Below are 15960 nucleotides of genomic sequence, written 5' to 3' on the forward strand. Positions count from 1 at the left end.
GTGTTCATAAGGATCTGTATTCCCCTGCGCATCTTCTGTGGAAGCGAGCCTGCTCGCGAAGCCGCGACTCGATCAGAACGCAAACGGAATACTAATCTTGGCCCAGAGCATTTCCCCTTCCGGGCGATTCTCCACGTCGAACTCCTTGGCCCAGCGGATCTCGGCGCTGGCGTACTTGAGGAAGGTCAGGTGCAGCGCCGGGCCAATGGCAAAGACCTGGCCGCGTACGCCATCGTCCACGTCTTGCCCGGCGAATTGCACAGTGCGGCCGTACTGTTTGTCGTCAGTGGTCTGCTTGAGGTAGTAGCCGTTGAGCCCCAGCCTCAGGTTGTCGGTCACGCGGTAGCTGACGGAATAATCGAAGTGGAAAATCTGCCCCGAACGGTAGTCGGTGTCCTTGTTCTTGCGGTTGAAGCTGTAGGTGCTTTTCATCGACACCTCGGTGTCTTCCGTGGGCAACCAGGTGAAGGAAAACAGCGGCTTGTAGGTGTAGAAATTGTTGCTGGTGTTGGCCAGCCGATCGGTGCTGTATTCGCCGGTCGGTACGGTGATTTCCACCGCCGCGGCCAGGGTCAGGTTTTTGCCCATGTCCCAGAGCACGATGGGCGAAATGGTCGTGTCGCCCATGCCCTCGCGGGTGTCATGCAGGCCGAACACCGAAACTTCCTGCTTGATCCAGGGCTGGGCGATGTAGATCCCCGCGCGCCCACCGGCCACCCGCAACGGGCTCAGGTAATCGATGCGCGGGACCACTGCCGTGGATTCGATTTCGACATCCGGCAGTTCGCCGCCCAAAGAACTGATGTTGAATTTCCGAGCCTTGTAATGGTTGTAGTAGAGGTTGAACGCGACCATGTGGTCCGGAAGGCTGTCGACCTCCAGTGGCAACACAAAAAAACCGTCGGTGCCTGGGCCGATGTTGTCCACCCCCGATTCGGTAGCCAGGGCGGGCAGGGCACCGCCGCAGGCCAGGCCGAGGGACAGTTGCAAGGCGAATGTCGTGCGGATCGGGTTCATGGGAGGGGCTCATTATTATTGTTGGAAACGCACCGGAGGGCCGAGTCATACAAGTAAGCCGTTCGCCGCCGACAGGGCAGGGTATTGGCGGCCATACAGGGGACTTGAGCGGCCAGATTTTCAGGCCCCTCTATCCAGTGGCTCATGCTAACTTTATGAAATAACCGGTTACAAAAACGCCACCTAACGTGCTCCGGAATCCGCCCCATGCAGATGAAAGTCATCGACCCCACCTATGAATTGGCGCTGGTCTCGCCATTCCTGCTGCAAACCCTGGCCGAGGTGGTGGCGGACAAGGGCTTCGATGCCGCCAGCCTGTGTCGCGGCCTGGGGTTCGACCTCGATGACCTGCAAGATCCGGCCCAGCGCATTTCCTACCGCCAGGCCGTGATCATGATTCAACGTTCGCTCAAGCTGTTGCCCGACCAGGGCCTGGGGTTGTGGGTGGGTGACCGCAACGTGCTTGGCACCCTCGGCCTGCTGGGCCACGTCTTGTCGTTGTGCGAAACCCTGCGCGATGCCTTCGCCCTGGGGGTTCGTTACCAGCACACCACCGGCGGCATCGCGGTGACCCGTGTCGAAGAAGCCCCTGACCGAATCATGGTCGAGGCCACTTGTCGACTGCCTTTTGCCGAGATCCAGGTGTTTGCCGTGGAAGAGTTCTTCGCCAGCCTGATGGTCTATGGCCGGGCGCTGGCCAGTCCCGATTTCAAGCCCCTGGCCGTGGAATTCATGCACGCCGCGCCGTCCTATGCCCAGGAATATCAGCGGATATTGGGGCCGGATGTGCGCTTCGGTTGCCGGCACAATCGCATGTTGATCGATGTGCACTGGCTGGATATGCGCCTGCCCAATCATCACCCGCTGGCCCTGCGCCAGGCATTGGCCTTGCTGGAGCAGGAGGCCTGCGAGGTCCACCAGAAGATCGACCTGATCCAGACCGTGGAACGGGCCATTGCCCGGGACCTGAGCCGTGGCAGTCACATCGAGAAAATCGCCAGCGATCTCAACATGAGCAGCCGCACCCTGCGTCGGCGCCTGACCGAACACAGCCTGACCTTCGAGACCTTGCTCGAACAAGTGCGCCGCAGCCGCACCCTGAACCTGCTGGCCAACCCCGAATTGTCCATCGAGCGCATCACCGAAGAAGTCGGCTACAGCGATGTGCGCAGTTTCCGCCGGGCGTTCCGGCGCTGGACCGGCATGAGCCCGAGCGCGTTTCGCAACGAAGGCGCCTAGCTCTAAGGTTATGTCCAAACGGTATTTCTCAAGTCTTGGCGGGTTTCCCTAAGATCTTGTCACAACTCGTTATGACAAGTGATAGGGGCCATGGCCGACAACGTTCTTTCCCTCAGCAGCGTACCGCTGCACACGCAACTGCGAGACGTGTTGCGCGCACGCATTCTCGATGGCGAATACCCCCAGGGCGGGCAGATGCCCTCGGAAAGCGAGCTCGGCGCGTTGTTTCGCGTCAGCCGCATCACCGTGCGCCAGGCCTTGGGCGACCTGCAAAAGGAAGGGCTGATTTTCAAGATCCATGGCAAGGGCACGTTCGTCGCCAAGCCCAAGACCTTTCAGAACGTCAGCACTCTCCAAGGCCTGGCCGAGTCCTTGACCGGACGCGGCTTCGAGGTGATCAACCGCTTGCTCAGTTTCAAGTTCATCGCGGCCGACAAACAGGTGGCCGAGCGCCTGAAGTTGACGGAAGGGGACACAGTGGCGCAGATCAAACGGGTGCGCTTGATCAACCGCGAGCCGGTTTCCCTGGAGATCACCTACTTGCCCAAGGCCCTGGGTGAACGCCTGGAAAAGGCCGACCTGGTCACCCGCGATATTTTCCTGATCCTGGAAAACGACTGCGCCTTGACCTTGGGCCATGCCGACCTGGCCATTGATGCGGTGCTGGCCGACAGCGACCTGACCCAGGCGCTGGAGGTCGAACCAGGCTCGCCCATCATGCGCATCGAGCGCCTGACCCATGACGCCAGCGGCCAGCCCCTGGACTTCGAACACCTCTATTACCGCGGCGACGCCTTCCAGTATCGCTTGCGGATCGACCGGCACAAAGGGACGCAGCTCCATGACTAGAAGCACCCTGGAACAGGAATACGACATTGTCGTCATCGGCGGAGGCACCGCCGGGCCCATGGCGGCGATCAAGGCCAAGGAACGCAACCGTGACTTGCGCGTACTGCTGGTGGACAAGGCCAACGTCAAGCGCAGCGGTGCCATCAGCATGGGCATGGACGGCTTGAACAACGCGATCATCCCCGGCCATTCCACGCCCGAGCAGTACACCAAGGAAATCACCATCGCCAACGACGGCATCGTCAACCAGGCGGCGGTGTACGCCTATGCCACCCACAGCTTCGAAACGATCGAGCAACTGGACCGCTGGGGCGTGAAGTTCGAGAAGGATGAAACCGGCGACTACGCGGTGAAAAAAGTCCATCACATGGGCGCTTATGTGCTGCCGATGCCGGAAGGGCACGACATCAAGAAGGTGCTTTATCGCCAACTGAAACGGGCGCGAGTGAGCATCACCAATCGGCTGGTCTGCACCCGGTTGCTGACCGACGAAGCGGGCGCGGTGAACGGTGTGATGGGCTTCGATTGCCGCACCGCCGACTTTCATGTGATCAAGGCCAAGGCCGTGATCCTCTGCTGCGGCGCGGCGGGGCGCCTGGGGTTGCCGGCCTCCGGCTACCTGATGGGCACGTATGAGAACCCGACCAATGCCGGCGACGGCTATGCCATGGCCTACCACGCCGGTGCCGAACTGGCGAACCTGGAATGCTTCCAGATCAACCCGCTGATCAAGGATTACAACGGTCCGGCGTGCGCCTATGTCACTGGCCCCCTGGGCGGTTATACCGCGAACAACAAGGGCGAGCGCTTCATCGAGTGCGACTACTGGAGCGGGCAGATGATGTGGGAGTTCCACCAGGAACTCGAAGGTGGCAATGGCCCGGTGTTCCTCAAGCTCGATCACCTGGCCGAGGAAACCATCCAGAACATCGAAGAGATCCTGCACAGCAACGAACGGCCGAGTCGCGGTCAGTTCCATGCCAACCGCGGCACCGACTACCGCACGCAGATGGTGGAAATGCACATCTCCGAGATCGGTTTTTGCAGCGGCCATTCGGCGTCGGGCGTGTGGGTCAACGAGCGGGCCGAGACCTCGGTCAAGGGCCTGTACTCGGCCGGCGACATGGCGGCAGTGCCGCACAACTACATGCTCGGTGCGTTCACCTATGGCTGGTTTGCCGGCAACAACGCCGCGGATTTCGTGGCCGGGAAGGATTTCTCGGCGCTGGATGCCGGGCAGATCGAACGGGAGAGGGCACGTGTCTACGCGCCGCTGGACCGCGAGCACGGCCTGCCGCCGGCCCAGGTGGAATACAAGCTGCGCCGCTTCGTCAACGATTACCTGCAACCGCCGAAAGTCACCAAGAAAATGCAGATCGGCCTGCAACGCTTCAGCGATATCCAGCGCGACCTGGACCAGCTCAAGGCCCACAACCCTCACGAGCTGATGCGCGCCATGGAAGTCAGCGTTATCCGCGACTGCGCCGAAATGGCCGCCCGTGCCTCGCTGTTTCGCGCCGAAAGCCGTTGGGGCCTGTACCACTATCGGGTCGATCATCCACAACGCAACGACAGCGACTGGTTCTGCCATTGCCATTTGAAGAAGGGCGATGACGGCGCGATGACTTCATTCAAGAAAGCCGTCGAACCCTACGTCATCGCCCTCGATGCCGACGAACTGCAGGCCTACGACCGGCTGCGGGTCGGTGCCGACGCGGCGTGAACCGTCCACCCAGAGAGAACGCCCATGGCCTATCAACCCCAGGAAATCTTTTTCCGCTCCAATGCCCCCGTCACCGTGGACGAGGACAAATGCATCGCTCACAAGGGCTGCACGGTTTGCGTCGATGTGTGCCCCATGGATTTGCTGGCGATCAACCCGGCGACCCAGAAGGCCTACATGGCGTTCGACGAATGCTGGTACTGCATGCCCTGTGAAAAGGACTGCCCGACGGGGGCGGTGAAAGTGGAGATTCCGTATCTGTTGCGTTGACCGACAGGACGCCATCGCGAGCAAGCTCGCTCCCACAGTGGGTCGAAGCCAGTCGCAGATCTTATGTACACCGATAAACCTGTGGGAGCCGGGCTTGCCCGCGATGAGGCCAGTCCTGACACCCAAAAAGCCATCCGGCCACCCCCGGACGCCCAATTTGAACACCCCTCGTTTCCCACCGCGCCCTGATCGTGGCGGAGACGACATCCAATAAATGATTCGAGGGGACACACCCATGCTATTGCGCGCAGCACTCGCCGGTCTGGTACTGGCTTCATTGACCCTGCCTGCCCAGGCAGAAACCATCCGTATCGCCATCGGCACCCAGGACACCACCATCAACTGCGCCGCCGGCGGGTTGTTGATCCGGGAGCTGGGCCTGCTGGACAAATACCTGCCCCATGACGGCGCCTACAAGGACGCCCAATACGATATCCAGTGGAAGAACTTCACCAGCGGCGCGCCGCTGACCAACGAGATGGTCGCCGGCAAACTCGACTTCGGCGCCATGGCCGATTTCCCCGGCGCATTCAACGGCGTGGCGTTCGAAACCGCCGGCAAGCACAGCCTGTTCATCAGCGTGCTGTCGGGCAGCACCCAAGGCAGCGGCAACGGCATCGTGGTGCCCAGTGCGTCGGGCGTGCAGTCCCTGGCCGAGCTCAAGGGCAAGACCATTTCCGTACCGTTCGCGTCTACTGCCCATGGCATGTTGCTGCGTGCTGTCGCCGCCCAGGGCTGGGACCCGCTCAAGGATGTGAGCATCATTGCCCAGCCGCCGGAAGTCGCCGGCTCGGCGCTGCAAGCCGGCAAGATCGACGCCCACGCCGACTTCGTGCCGTTCGCCGAACTGTTCCCCAGCCGAGGTTTCGCCCGCAAGATCTACGACGGTGCCCAGGCCAACACACCGACGTTCCACGGCGTGCTGGTGGACCAGGCCTATGCCAAGCAATACCCGGAAATCGTCGTCGCCTACCTGCGCGCCACCATCGAGGCCAATCAACTGCTGGCCGCCGAGCCGGAGAAGTACAGCGAGCTGATCGCCAAGGTCACTGGGGTGGATGCCGAGGTCAATTACCTGTTCCACGGGCCGCTGGGCGTGCAGACCCGCGACCTGACCTGGAAACCGGAATACCGCCAGGCCGTCGGCACCGCCATCGACACCCTCAAGCTGCTGAAAAAGGCTGATCGTGGCCTGGACCTCAATACCTTCATCGATGACCAGTACATCCGCGCCGCCTTCAAGGCGTCGAACCTGGACTACAACGCGCAACTGGCTAACTACGCCCAGACCCCGCTGGGCAGCAGCGATGCGTCGACCGGCCAGGCAATAGCCGACGCCCGCCACGTGGCCGAGATCTGGGTACGCGGCGAGCCGAAAGTGCGCCATTACGCCTCGGCCCAATCGGCCTTCGCCGCGCTGGCGAGTCTCAAGCAGGAAGGCAAGGGCATCCGCGCCGTCTATACCCAGGCCAGCGACAGCGGAATCAAGCTGCTGGCCGAACAGGCGTGGTTCGCCAGTGATGCCAAGGGCCAGCTCAGTGCGTTCCTGCTCAAGGGGCAGGCCCAGCAATTTGCTACCGCCCAGGGCGGAAAAGTCTTCGACTTCAGCGAGGCCACCAGCCAGGCCGTTGCCGCCCGCTGATTTCGGCCAACGACCTGTGGGAGCGAGCTTGCTCGCGATAGCGGCGTGTCAGCCACCTCCATTCAACTGGTCTGACGCTATCGCGAGCAAGCTCGCTCCCACAGGGGTACACATCAGAGGATCAATTCGTGTCCCTATTATCCAAACGCTGGCTCCTGCGAGCCGCTTCACTGTTGCTCTGCCTGTTGTTCTGGCAACTCGCCGCAACCGGCCACTGGAACCTCGGCCTGGTGACTTTCGCCAACGTCCCGACCCCGCTGGCGGTGATCCTGGCGGCGCTGGGCCTGGGAGAGTCGGGCAATCTCGCCCGGCACCTGGGCAGCAGTCTGGGCCGGGTCTTTGCCGGTTATGGCGCGGCGTTGTTGATCGGCGTGGCGCTGGGCCTGGCCATCGGTCGTTCGAAATGGGCCGAAGACCTGTTGCTGCCGCCCCTGGAAGTGCTGCGGCCGATCCCGGCGGTGGCCTGGATTCCCCTGGCGATCCTGATGTTTCCCTCGTCGGAACTGTCGATGGTGTTCATCACCTTCACCGGCGCGCTGTTCCCGATCCTGCTCAACACCGTACACGGCGTCGAAGGCGTGGACCGGCGTTTGATCGCCTCGGCGAAAAGCCTCGGGGCCGGACGCCGGGCGATCCTGTTGGAGGTGATTCTGCCGGGCGCCGCGCCGAGCATCATCACCGGCCTGGCCATCGGCATGGGCACGTCCTGGTTCTGCCTGGTGACGGCGGAAATGATCGCCGGCCAGTACGGCATCGGCTACTACACCTGGGCCTCCTACACCGTGCAGAACTACGCCGACATCGTCGTCGGCATGTTGCTGATCGGTGTGCTGGGCATGGGCAGCAGCCTGCTGATCAAACGCCTGGGCGGGCTGTTCACGCCTTGGCATCGACCACGAGGAAAAGCCTGATGAGCATGATGCACACACCCGAAGGACGGATCGATATCCGTCAGCTGTCCATTGTCCTTGGCCAGGGAGCCCAGGCCTTTGAAGCGGTCCAGGGGCTCGATTGCCAGATCGAAGCGGGTCAGTTCGTCTGTGTCCTCGGGCCGTCCGGCTGCGGCAAGTCCACCTTGCTCGGGGCCTTGGCCGGGCATCTGCAACCGCGCTCCGGCAGCTTGAATGTCGACGGCTCGAGCGTTTCCGGTCCGTCGCCTCAACGCGGCATGGTGTTTCAGCAGCACACACTGTTTCCCTGGCGCAGCGTGCGCGACAACGTCGCTTTCGGCCTGAAAATGCGCGGCCTGGGCAAGGCCGAACGACACCGGGCCGCCGACGAGATCCTTGCGCTGGTGGGCCTGGAGGGCTTCGCCGGGCATTGGCCGGATCAACTCTCCGGAGGCATGCAGCAACGGGTGGAGATCGCTCGGGTGCTGGTCAACCGTCCACGGCTGCTGCTGATGGATGAACCCTTCGGCGCGCTCGATGCCCTGACCCGGTTGAATATGCAGGAGCTGCTGCTGGACATCTGGACCCGCATTCGCACCACCGTGGTGTTCGTCACTCACGACATCGACGAGGCGCTGTTCCTGGCCGATCGCTTGCTGGTGATGAGCCCGCGTCCGGGGCGGATCATCGAGGACCTGCGCCTGGACTTCCCACGGCCACGCACGACCGAACTGGTCACCCGCCCTGAATTCTCCCGCTTGAAGCGTCACTGCCTCGAACTGCTGCGCCATGAAGACGGCCGACAGTTGCCGCGCCTCAATCCCCTGGGGCTTCCCCCTGAAACCTCCTTGCCGCGATTTGCCCTATGACCTCTCTATTCGAAAACACCGACAACGACGACATCCTCGCCCTGCAACCGCGCTTGACTGACCAGGACCCGGGCGTGCGCCGCATCGCCCTGATCGAACTGGCCGACCTTGAGGAGCCAGAAGGCCTGCTGTGGCTGGTGGACCGTCTGGCCGAGGATCCCAGTGCCGACGTGCGAGCCGAAGCCGCGCGCTTGCTTGAAGCCTGGGAGGATGCGCCGGTGGTGGGCGCCTTGTGCGAGGCCCTGACCGATCCGTCGCCGAGTGTGCAGGCCGCTGCCGCCCAGAGCCTGAGCCTGCTCAAGAGCGAGGCGGCGGGGAGGGTGATCCTGCCTTGGACGGCACATGACGAGGCCGGTGTGCGCGTCGCGGCATTCAGGGCCTTGCGCGAATTACGCCTGCTCGAGGCGGCACCGGCGGCCATCGTTGCCCTGGCTGACGGCGATGCCAGCGTGCGCCGCGAGGCGGTTGGCGTGCTGGGCTGGCTCAAGCACCTCGACGCCTTGCCGGCCCTGGCCCGGTTGGCCAGTGATGATCCGGATACTGAGGTGCGCCGCGCGGCCACTGGCGCCCTTGGCCTGGCTTCGGATGCGCAGGTCTTGCCGGCGCTGCGCCAGGCCCTTCGGGATCCGGCCTGGGCGGTGCGCGAAGAAGCCGCCACCACCTTGGGCAAGGTCGGTCACGCCGATGCCGGTCCGGCCCTGGTCGAGGCCTTGGGTGACGATTATTGGCAAGTGCGCTTGCGGGCCACTCGCAGCCTCGGTCGCTTGCGTTACGCCCCGGCGTTGTCGGCCTTGATCGAAACCCTGGGCCATCGCATCAGCAACTTGCGCAAGGAAGCGGCCCTGGCCTTGGGCGAGTTGAACGAACCAGGCGCAATCCCGGCGTTGCAGGCGGCCCAGGACGATGGTGACCCCGAAGTGCGCAAAGCCGTACGCATTGCCTTGGGTCAACTGCAATGAGCCCGGGGGCGATCGGCAATTCCCAAGGCAAGGGTCAATTGCGCCTGAACTGGCCCGGCGGCCGCGAGCAACGCCTGGACCACGTCACCCTGCGCCGCCACTGCCCATGCTCGCGGTGCCGGGCGTTGCGCCTGCAAGGGCTGACCGTCCAGGTCGATCCGCGGATCCGGGTGGTGGCAGTCAACCCACAGGGCTACGGGGTGCAATTGGTTTTCAGTGACGGGCATGAGCGGGGGATTTACCCGTGGGCCTACCTGGCGGGGCTTGAGCACTGACACACTTAAGGATAAGTGATGAAACCTGTGGCGAGGGAGCTTGCTCCCGCTGGGCTGCGCAGCAGCCCTAAATCATTCAACACAGTGCATTGTGTAAATAGGAGGTAAGTGTCACGGCTGCTGCGCAGCCGAGCGGGAGCAAGCTCCCTCGCCACACTGACTTGTACAGGCAAGCTGTGAACTGACTGGCGGCGCTTGTCAGAAAAATCCCGAAAGAGTACAAATGTACTCCATGACGACTCTCACCCCCCGCCGCACCGCCATCCTGACCTTCATCCGCGAACGCATCGCCGCTCAGGGTCAGCCCCCCAGCCTCGCTGAAATCAGCGAGGCGTTCGGTTTCGCCTCCCGTAGCGTGGCGCGCAAGCATGTGCTGGCGTTGACCGAGGCCGGTTTCATCGAAGTCAATCCGCACCAGGCCCGGGGCATCCGGCTGTTGAACCAGCCGCCACGGCCTGAACTGCTGGACGTGCCGGTGCTGGGGCGAGTGGCTGCCGGCCTGCCGATTGGCGCCGATGCCGAGGTTCACAGCCGCCTGATGCTGGATCCGGCGATTTTTACCAAGGCGCCGGACTACCTGTTGCGGGTCCAGGGCGATTCGATGATCGAGGACGGCATTCTCGACGGTGACCTGGTGGGCGTGCAGCGCACACCCCAGGCCTCCAACGGCCAGATCGTCGTGGCGCGCCTGGACGGTGAAGTCACCATCAAGCGCTTCGAGCGCATCGGCGAGCGGGTGCGTTTGCTGCCGCGTAATCCGGCCTACCAGCCGATCATCGTCGAGGCCGACCAGGACCTGGCGATAGAAGGGGTGTTCTGTGGCTTGGTGAGGCAAGGTTGATGGGCGCTGTCGTTGCGCTGGACACGCTGTTCAACGGCGGCCAGGTCTGGAAGGGCCGGCCTGCGCCGCCGGCCGCCAGTCCGCAGCCCACTGGCCATGCAGCACTGGATGCGGCGTTGCCCAGTGGTGGCTGGCCGGAGGCGGCCTTGACGGAACTGCTCATCGCCGCGCCGGGCGTGGGCGAGTTGCAATTGGTGTGGCCGACCCTGGCGCGGCTGTCGGCAGCGGGGGAGCGGATCGTGCTGGTGGCGCCGCCGTTCGTGCCTTATCCCCAGGCCTGGCAGAACGCCGGCATCGACCTGCGCCAGTTATCGGTGATCCGCGCCGATGAACGCGATGCCCTGTGGGCCACCGAACAATGCCTGCGTTCGGGCAGTTGTGGCGCGGTGCTGTGTTGGCCCCGCCAGGCGGACGACCGGGCCTTGCGTCGCCTGCAAGTGGCGGCGGAAACCGGCCAGGCCCTGGCGTTCGCCTGGCGCTCGATCCAGGAAGCCATCAACCCGTCGCCGGCGGCCCTGCGCATTGCCATCGATACCCGGCCTGCGCAGTTGCGCGTGCTCAAGTGCCGGGGTGGACTGGCCCGTTCGGCGCCGATTGCCTTTGCCACGCTCGCCCCACAAACCGGGCATTGAGGTTGCGATGCGCTGGGTCTGTATTCTCTTCCCGCAATTGGCGCTGGACGCCGCGCTGCGTCAGCGCCCCGATCCCGACCAGCCCCTGGCATTGCTGACCGGCCCGGCCCAGCGTCGGGTGCTGCAAGCGGTGAATGCGCAGGCAAAGGCCCTGGGCTTGCGGCCCGGCCAGACCATGACCGCCGCCCAGGCCTTGAGCAAAGGCTTTGCCACCGCGGAATACGACGCGGCGCAGATCGAACAGTGGCAGCAGTTCCTGGCAGCCTGGGCCTACCGTTTCAGCGCCCAGGTCAGCGTGCATTATCCGCGTACGCTGCTGTTCGAGATCGAGTCGAGCCTGGGCCTGTTCGGGCCCTGGCCGGTGTTCGAGGCGCGCTTGCGAGCCGAGCTGACCGAGCTGGGCTTTCGTCATCGCATCGTCGCCGCCCCGAACCCAGTGGCGGCGCGGGTGTTGGCCAATGCCTATGACGCCCTGGTGGTGCCCGATGCCGAGACCTTGCAACAGTACCTGGGGCACATGCCCGTGGAGCGAATCGGCCTGGAGCCCGACGTCGCCACGGCGCTGTCGCGCATGGGCCTGCGTCGCCTGAGCCAGGTCCAGGCCTTGCCCCGGCAGGCCCTGGCGCGGCGCTTCGAGGCCCAGGTGCTCAAGCACCTCGACGCGTTGACGGGCCATCGCACCCTGGCGCTGTCGTTCTACCTGCCACCGGACCGTTTCGATGTGCGCATCGAGCTCAACTATGACGTGCAATCCCATCAGGCGCTGTTGTTCCCGTTGCGTCGCCTGACCGGTGACCTGTCGGCCTTCCTCTGCGGACGCGACAGCGGCGTGCAACGCTTCGACTTGCACCTGGAGCACGCCGGGTTGCCGGATACCGTGATCAAGGTCGGCCTGCTCAGCGCCGAACGGGACCCGGCGATGCTCTTCGAACTGGCCCGCGGTCGCTTGGAACAGGTGCAGGTCGAGGCCCCGGTGCGGGGCTTTCGCTTGTGTGCCGAAGACCTGCCGAGTTTCGTGCCCCAGCGCCTGGAGCTGTTCGACGAACGCCCCCAACAATCATTGCCCTGGGAGCAACTGCGCGAACGCTTGCGGGCCCGGCTGGGGGATGACGCCGTGCAGGGCCTGGGGTTTCGCGACGACCATCGGCCTGAGTGCGCCTGGCAGATGACGTCCCAACCCCGATCCCAGGCTTGTCCGGTGCGCGACGGCGTGCAGCGTCCCGGCTGGCTGCTGGAGGAGCCCCAGGCATTGGCGCAAGGTCAGGCGCACATCCTCATGGGCCCCGAGCGCATCGAGACCGGTTGGTGGGACGGCGCGGATGTGCGCCGCGACTATTACCTGATCGAAACCCGCAGCGGGCAACGTGGCTGGGCCTATCGACCGGTGGGCGAGGGCGGGCCGCTGTGGCTGCAGGGCTGGTTCGCATGAGCGTTGAGTATGCCGAGCTGCATTGCCTGTCGAACTTCAGCTTCCAGCGCGGCGCCTCCAGTGCCCTGGAGTTGTGCCGACGGGCTAAAGAGCAGGGCTATCGGGCCCTGGCGATCACCGACGAATGCACCCTGGCCGGGATCGTCCGGGCCTGGCAGGCGGCCAAAGAGTTGGCGCTACCACTGATCGTCGGCAGCGAGATCCAGGTCGAGAACGGTCCGAAACTGGTGTTGCTGGTGGAAAACCTGGACGGTTATCAAACCTTGTGCCGGTTGATCACCCGCGCCCGGCGGCGCAGCGAGAAGGGCCGCTACCGCATCGTGCGGGAGGATTTCGACCAACCCTTGCCGGGGTTGCTGGCGTTGTGGATAGCCGAGGGCAAAGACGCCGAAGAACATGGGCGTTGGCTCCAGCCGATCTTTGCCGGGCGCCTGTGGCTGACGGTCCAGTTGCATTGCGCACAGGACGACCGCCGCCGGTTGGCAGACTCGTTGGCGCTGGCCGAGCGCATGGCGCTTCCGGCCGTGGCCAGCGGCGATGTACATATGCACGTGCGCGGCCGTCGCGCCTTGCAGGACACCATGACCGCCATCCGTCACCACGTCACGGTGGCCGAGGCCGGCCAGCGCTTGCACCCCAACGGCGAGCGCCACCTGCGCAGCCGCAAGGATCTGGCTGATCTCTACCCGCCGGCCTTGCTCGAGGAAACCCTGAACATCGCCCGCCGCTGCACCTTCGACCTCGGCCAATTGCGCTATCAATACCCCCGCGAGCTGGTGCCCGAGGGGCATGATCCAGCGTCCTGGCTGCGGGAACTGACCGAGCGTGGCATGCGCGAGCGGTGGAAGGACGGCGTGCCAGACAAGGTGCGGGTGCAGATCGACAAGGAACTGAGCCTGATCGCCGAGTTGGGCTACGACAGCTATTTCCTCACCGTGCAGGACATCGTCGGCTTTGCCCGCAGCCGTCATATCCTTTGCCAGGGGCGCGGTTCGGCGGCCAACTCGGCGGTGTGCTACGCCTTGGGCATCACCGAAATCGACCCCAGCCTCACCAGCCTGTTGTTCGAACGCTTCCTGTCCCGGGAGCGCAACGAGCCGCCGGACATCGATGTCGACTTCGAACACGACCGTCGCGAGGAAGTGCTGCAGTACGTGTTCCAGCGCTACGGTCGTCATCGTGCGGCCTTGACGGCAGTGGTCAGCAGTTACCACGGCGCCGGGGCGGTCCGCGATGTGGCCAAGGCCTTGGGCATGCCGCCGGATCAGGTCAACGCCCTGGCCGATTGCTGTGGCCGCTGGAGCGACGAGGCGCCGCCGGTGGAGCGCTTGCGTGAGGGCGGTTTCGATCCGGACAGCCCGGTGTTGCGTCGGGTCCTGAGCCTGACCCGGCAATTGATCGGTTTTCCCCGGCACTTATCCCAGCACCCTGGCGGCTTCGTGATTTCCGAACAGCCCCTGGACACCTTGGTGCCGGTGGAAAACGCCGCCATGGCCGAGCGCACCATTATCCAGTGGGACAAGGACGACCTGGACGCGGTCGGGCTGCTCAAGGTGGATATCCTGGCCTTGGGCATGCTCAGCGCGATCCGGCGCTGTTTCGACCTGATCGAGCAGTACCGGGGGCAGCGTTATGCCCTGGCGTCGCTGCCCAAGGACGATCGGGCTACCTACGAAATGATCAGCCGCGCCGACACCATCGGTGTCTTCCAGATCGAGTCCCGGGCGCAGATGTCGATGTTGCCTCGGTTGAGGCCCAAGACGTTCTACGACTTGGTCATCGAAGTGGCGATCGTGCGGCCCGGGCCGATCCAGGGTGGGATGGTGCACCCGTACCTGCGGCGCAGAAACAACGAAGAGGCGGTGACTTATCCCTCTGACGCGCTGGAAGAAGTGCTCAACCGCACCCTGGGTGTTCCCTTGTTCCAGGAGCAGGTCATGCAGATCGCCATCGTCGCGGCCGATTACACCCCGGGAGAAGCCGATCAGTTGCGGCGTTCCATGGCGGCCTGGAAACGTCACGGCGGGTTGGAGCCTCATCGGGAACGCCTGGCGCAGGGGATGAAGGAAAACGGCTACACCGCTGAATTCGCCGCGCAAATCTTCGAACAGATCAAAGGCTTCGGCAATTACGGTTTCCCCGAGTCCCACGCGGCCAGTTTCGCTTTGCTGACCTACGCCAGCAGTTGGCTCAAGTGCCACGAACCGGCGGCATTCGCCTGTGCCCTGATCAACAGTTGGCCGATGGGCTTCTACAGCCCGGACCAGATCCTTCAGGATGCCCGCCGGCATCAACTGTCGATCCACCCGGTGGACGTGGGCGCCAGCGATTGGGATTGCAGCCTCGAGCCCATGGAAGGCCGGCAACCGGCGATCCGCCTGGGGCTGCGCCTGGTCAAGGGCTTTCGCGAAGAGGATGCCCTGCGTATCGAAGCGGCGCGCCGGCATCGGCCCTTCAGCGATGTGGCCGACCTGGGCGAGCGCGCGCAACTCGATGCCCGGGCCCAGGCGCAACTGGCCGACGCGGGGGCCTTGCAGGGCTTGGCGGGGCATCGCCATCGGGCCCGCTGGGAAGTGGCCGGAGTGCAGAAGCAACTGGGCTTGTTCGCCGGTTTGCCCAGCCAGGAAGAACCGCCCGTGGCGCTGCCCGAACCCACGCTGGGGGAAAACCTGTTTGCCGATTACGCCACGCTGGGCACGACACTCGGCCCTCATCCGCTGGCCCTGCTGCGTCCCGAGCTGCGCGCCCGGCGCTGCCGCAGCTCCCGGGAATTGCAAAACGTGGAGCATGGTCGCAATGTCAGCGTCGCCGGGCTGGTCACCGGTCGCCAACGCCCGGGCACGGCCAGCGGCGTGACCTTCGTCACCCTGGAAGATGAGTTCGGCAACCTCAACGTGGTGGTCTGGCGCGACCTGGCCGAGCGCCAACGCAAGACCCTGGTGGGCTCGCAATTGCTCAGGGTCGACGGCCGCTGGGAAAGCGTCGGCGAGGTCCGCCACTTGATCGCCGGGCGCTTGAGCGACCTGACTGAATTGCTGGCGGGTATCCAAGTGCAGAGCCGCGATTTCCGCTGAAGCCCAGCAACACCGCCGTTTTTGTGGCGAGGGAGCTTGCTCCCGCTGGGCTGCGTAGCAGCCCCCAAAAAATGGTTTACGCAATCCATCAGGCACACCGCGTCAGCCGGTTTACGACGGCTGCGCCGCCGAGCGGGAGCAAGCTCCCTCGCCACAGGATTGTGCGCAAACCGATCACCATGAAACCAAACGCCAACCCGACGCTCGAAGCTCTGATCGCAAGGGATTTGTGTCTGTCGATTCCCTGCAGG

14 protein-coding genes are annotated in these 15960 nt (G+C 64.1%); 13 read left to right on the forward strand and 1 reads right to left on the reverse strand.

Going from position 1 to position 15960, the window contains the following annotated elements; all coding sequences use genetic code 11:
- Positions 1 to 72 precede the first annotated feature (72 nt).
- On the reverse strand, positions 73 to 1017 hold the full coding sequence (locus BM321_RS16170) for a SphA family protein (RefSeq protein ID WP_092327273.1): 945 nt from the start codon (positions 1015 to 1017) through the stop codon (positions 73 to 75).
- Between the two features lie 207 nt (positions 1018 to 1224).
- On the opposite strand from BM321_RS16170, the gene BM321_RS16175 reads away from it, so the two are divergent.
- The 13 genes from BM321_RS16175 (at position 1225) to BM321_RS16235 (ending at position 15709) form a co-directional block, all read left to right on the forward strand.
- Entirely contained in the window at positions 1225 to 2256 is a 1032-nt protein-coding gene (locus BM321_RS16175; protein WP_092443257.1) for an AraC family transcriptional regulator, read from the forward strand.
- A gap of 90 nt (positions 2257 to 2346) precedes the next feature.
- Positions 2347 to 3105: a GntR family transcriptional regulator gene (locus BM321_RS16180; RefSeq protein WP_092443260.1), complete on the forward strand. Its 759-nt coding sequence runs from the start codon at positions 2347 to 2349 to the stop codon at positions 3103 to 3105.
- Positions 3098 to 4828, forward strand: a complete 1731-nt coding sequence (locus BM321_RS16185; RefSeq protein WP_060741498.1) for a fumarate reductase/succinate dehydrogenase flavoprotein subunit — start codon at positions 3098 to 3100, stop codon at positions 4826 to 4828. The genes BM321_RS16180 and BM321_RS16185 overlap by 8 nt, the downstream gene beginning before the upstream one ends.
- A 24-nt stretch (positions 4829 to 4852) precedes the next feature.
- Positions 4853 to 5098 (forward strand): 4Fe-4S dicluster domain-containing protein, encoded by a 246-nt coding sequence (locus tag BM321_RS16190; protein ID WP_003180418.1) that lies wholly within the window; start codon positions 4853 to 4855, stop codon positions 5096 to 5098.
- Between the two features lie 235 nt (positions 5099 to 5333).
- Positions 5334 to 6740: an ABC transporter substrate-binding protein gene (locus BM321_RS16195; RefSeq protein WP_092443262.1), complete on the forward strand. Its 1407-nt coding sequence runs from the start codon at positions 5334 to 5336 to the stop codon at positions 6738 to 6740.
- A gap of 128 nt (positions 6741 to 6868) precedes the next feature.
- Positions 6869 to 7651 (forward strand): ABC transporter permease, encoded by a 783-nt coding sequence (locus tag BM321_RS16200; protein WP_092443264.1) that lies wholly within the window; start codon positions 6869 to 6871, stop codon positions 7649 to 7651.
- Positions 7651 to 8499 carry an ABC transporter ATP-binding protein gene (locus tag BM321_RS16205; protein WP_092443266.1) on the forward strand — a complete coding sequence of 283 codons (849 nt, stop codon included), beginning with the start codon at positions 7651 to 7653 and terminating at the stop codon, positions 8497 to 8499. Before BM321_RS16200 ends, BM321_RS16205 begins: the two co-directional genes overlap by 1 nt.
- Positions 8496 to 9458, forward strand: a complete 963-nt coding sequence (locus BM321_RS16210) for a HEAT repeat domain-containing protein (protein WP_092443268.1) — start codon at positions 8496 to 8498, stop codon at positions 9456 to 9458. Before BM321_RS16205 ends, BM321_RS16210 begins: the two co-directional genes overlap by 4 nt.
- The gene (locus BM321_RS16215; RefSeq protein ID WP_092443270.1) at positions 9455 to 9733 is read left to right on the forward strand and encodes a DUF971 domain-containing protein; all 279 of its coding nucleotides are present in this window, start codon (positions 9455 to 9457) and stop codon (positions 9731 to 9733) included. The genes BM321_RS16210 and BM321_RS16215 overlap by 4 nt, the downstream gene beginning before the upstream one ends.
- A gap of 223 nt (positions 9734 to 9956) precedes the next feature.
- A complete protein-coding gene (gene lexA, locus BM321_RS16220; protein WP_092443272.1) occupies positions 9957 to 10574 on the forward strand; it encodes a transcriptional repressor LexA in 618 nt (205 codons plus the stop codon).
- Positions 10574 to 11206 carry a translesion DNA synthesis-associated protein ImuA gene (gene imuA, locus BM321_RS16225; protein ID WP_092257184.1) on the forward strand — a complete coding sequence of 211 codons (633 nt, stop codon included), beginning with the start codon at positions 10574 to 10576 and terminating at the stop codon, positions 11204 to 11206. Before lexA ends, imuA begins: the two co-directional genes overlap by 1 nt.
- A 7-nt stretch (positions 11207 to 11213) precedes the next feature.
- Positions 11214 to 12635, forward strand: a complete 1422-nt coding sequence (locus BM321_RS16230) for a Y-family DNA polymerase (protein ID WP_092443274.1) — start codon at positions 11214 to 11216, stop codon at positions 12633 to 12635.
- Positions 12611 to 15709, forward strand: coding sequence for an error-prone DNA polymerase (locus BM321_RS16235; protein WP_218190454.1), 3099 nt, complete (start codon positions 12611 to 12613; stop codon positions 15707 to 15709). The genes BM321_RS16230 and BM321_RS16235 overlap by 25 nt, the downstream gene beginning before the upstream one ends.
- Positions 15710 to 15960: the final 251 nt, after the last annotated feature.

Source organism: Pseudomonas sp. NFIX10 (assembly GCF_900111955.1).
Lineage (GTDB): Bacteria > Pseudomonadota > Gammaproteobacteria > Pseudomonadales > Pseudomonadaceae > Aquipseudomonas > Aquipseudomonas fluorescens_AA.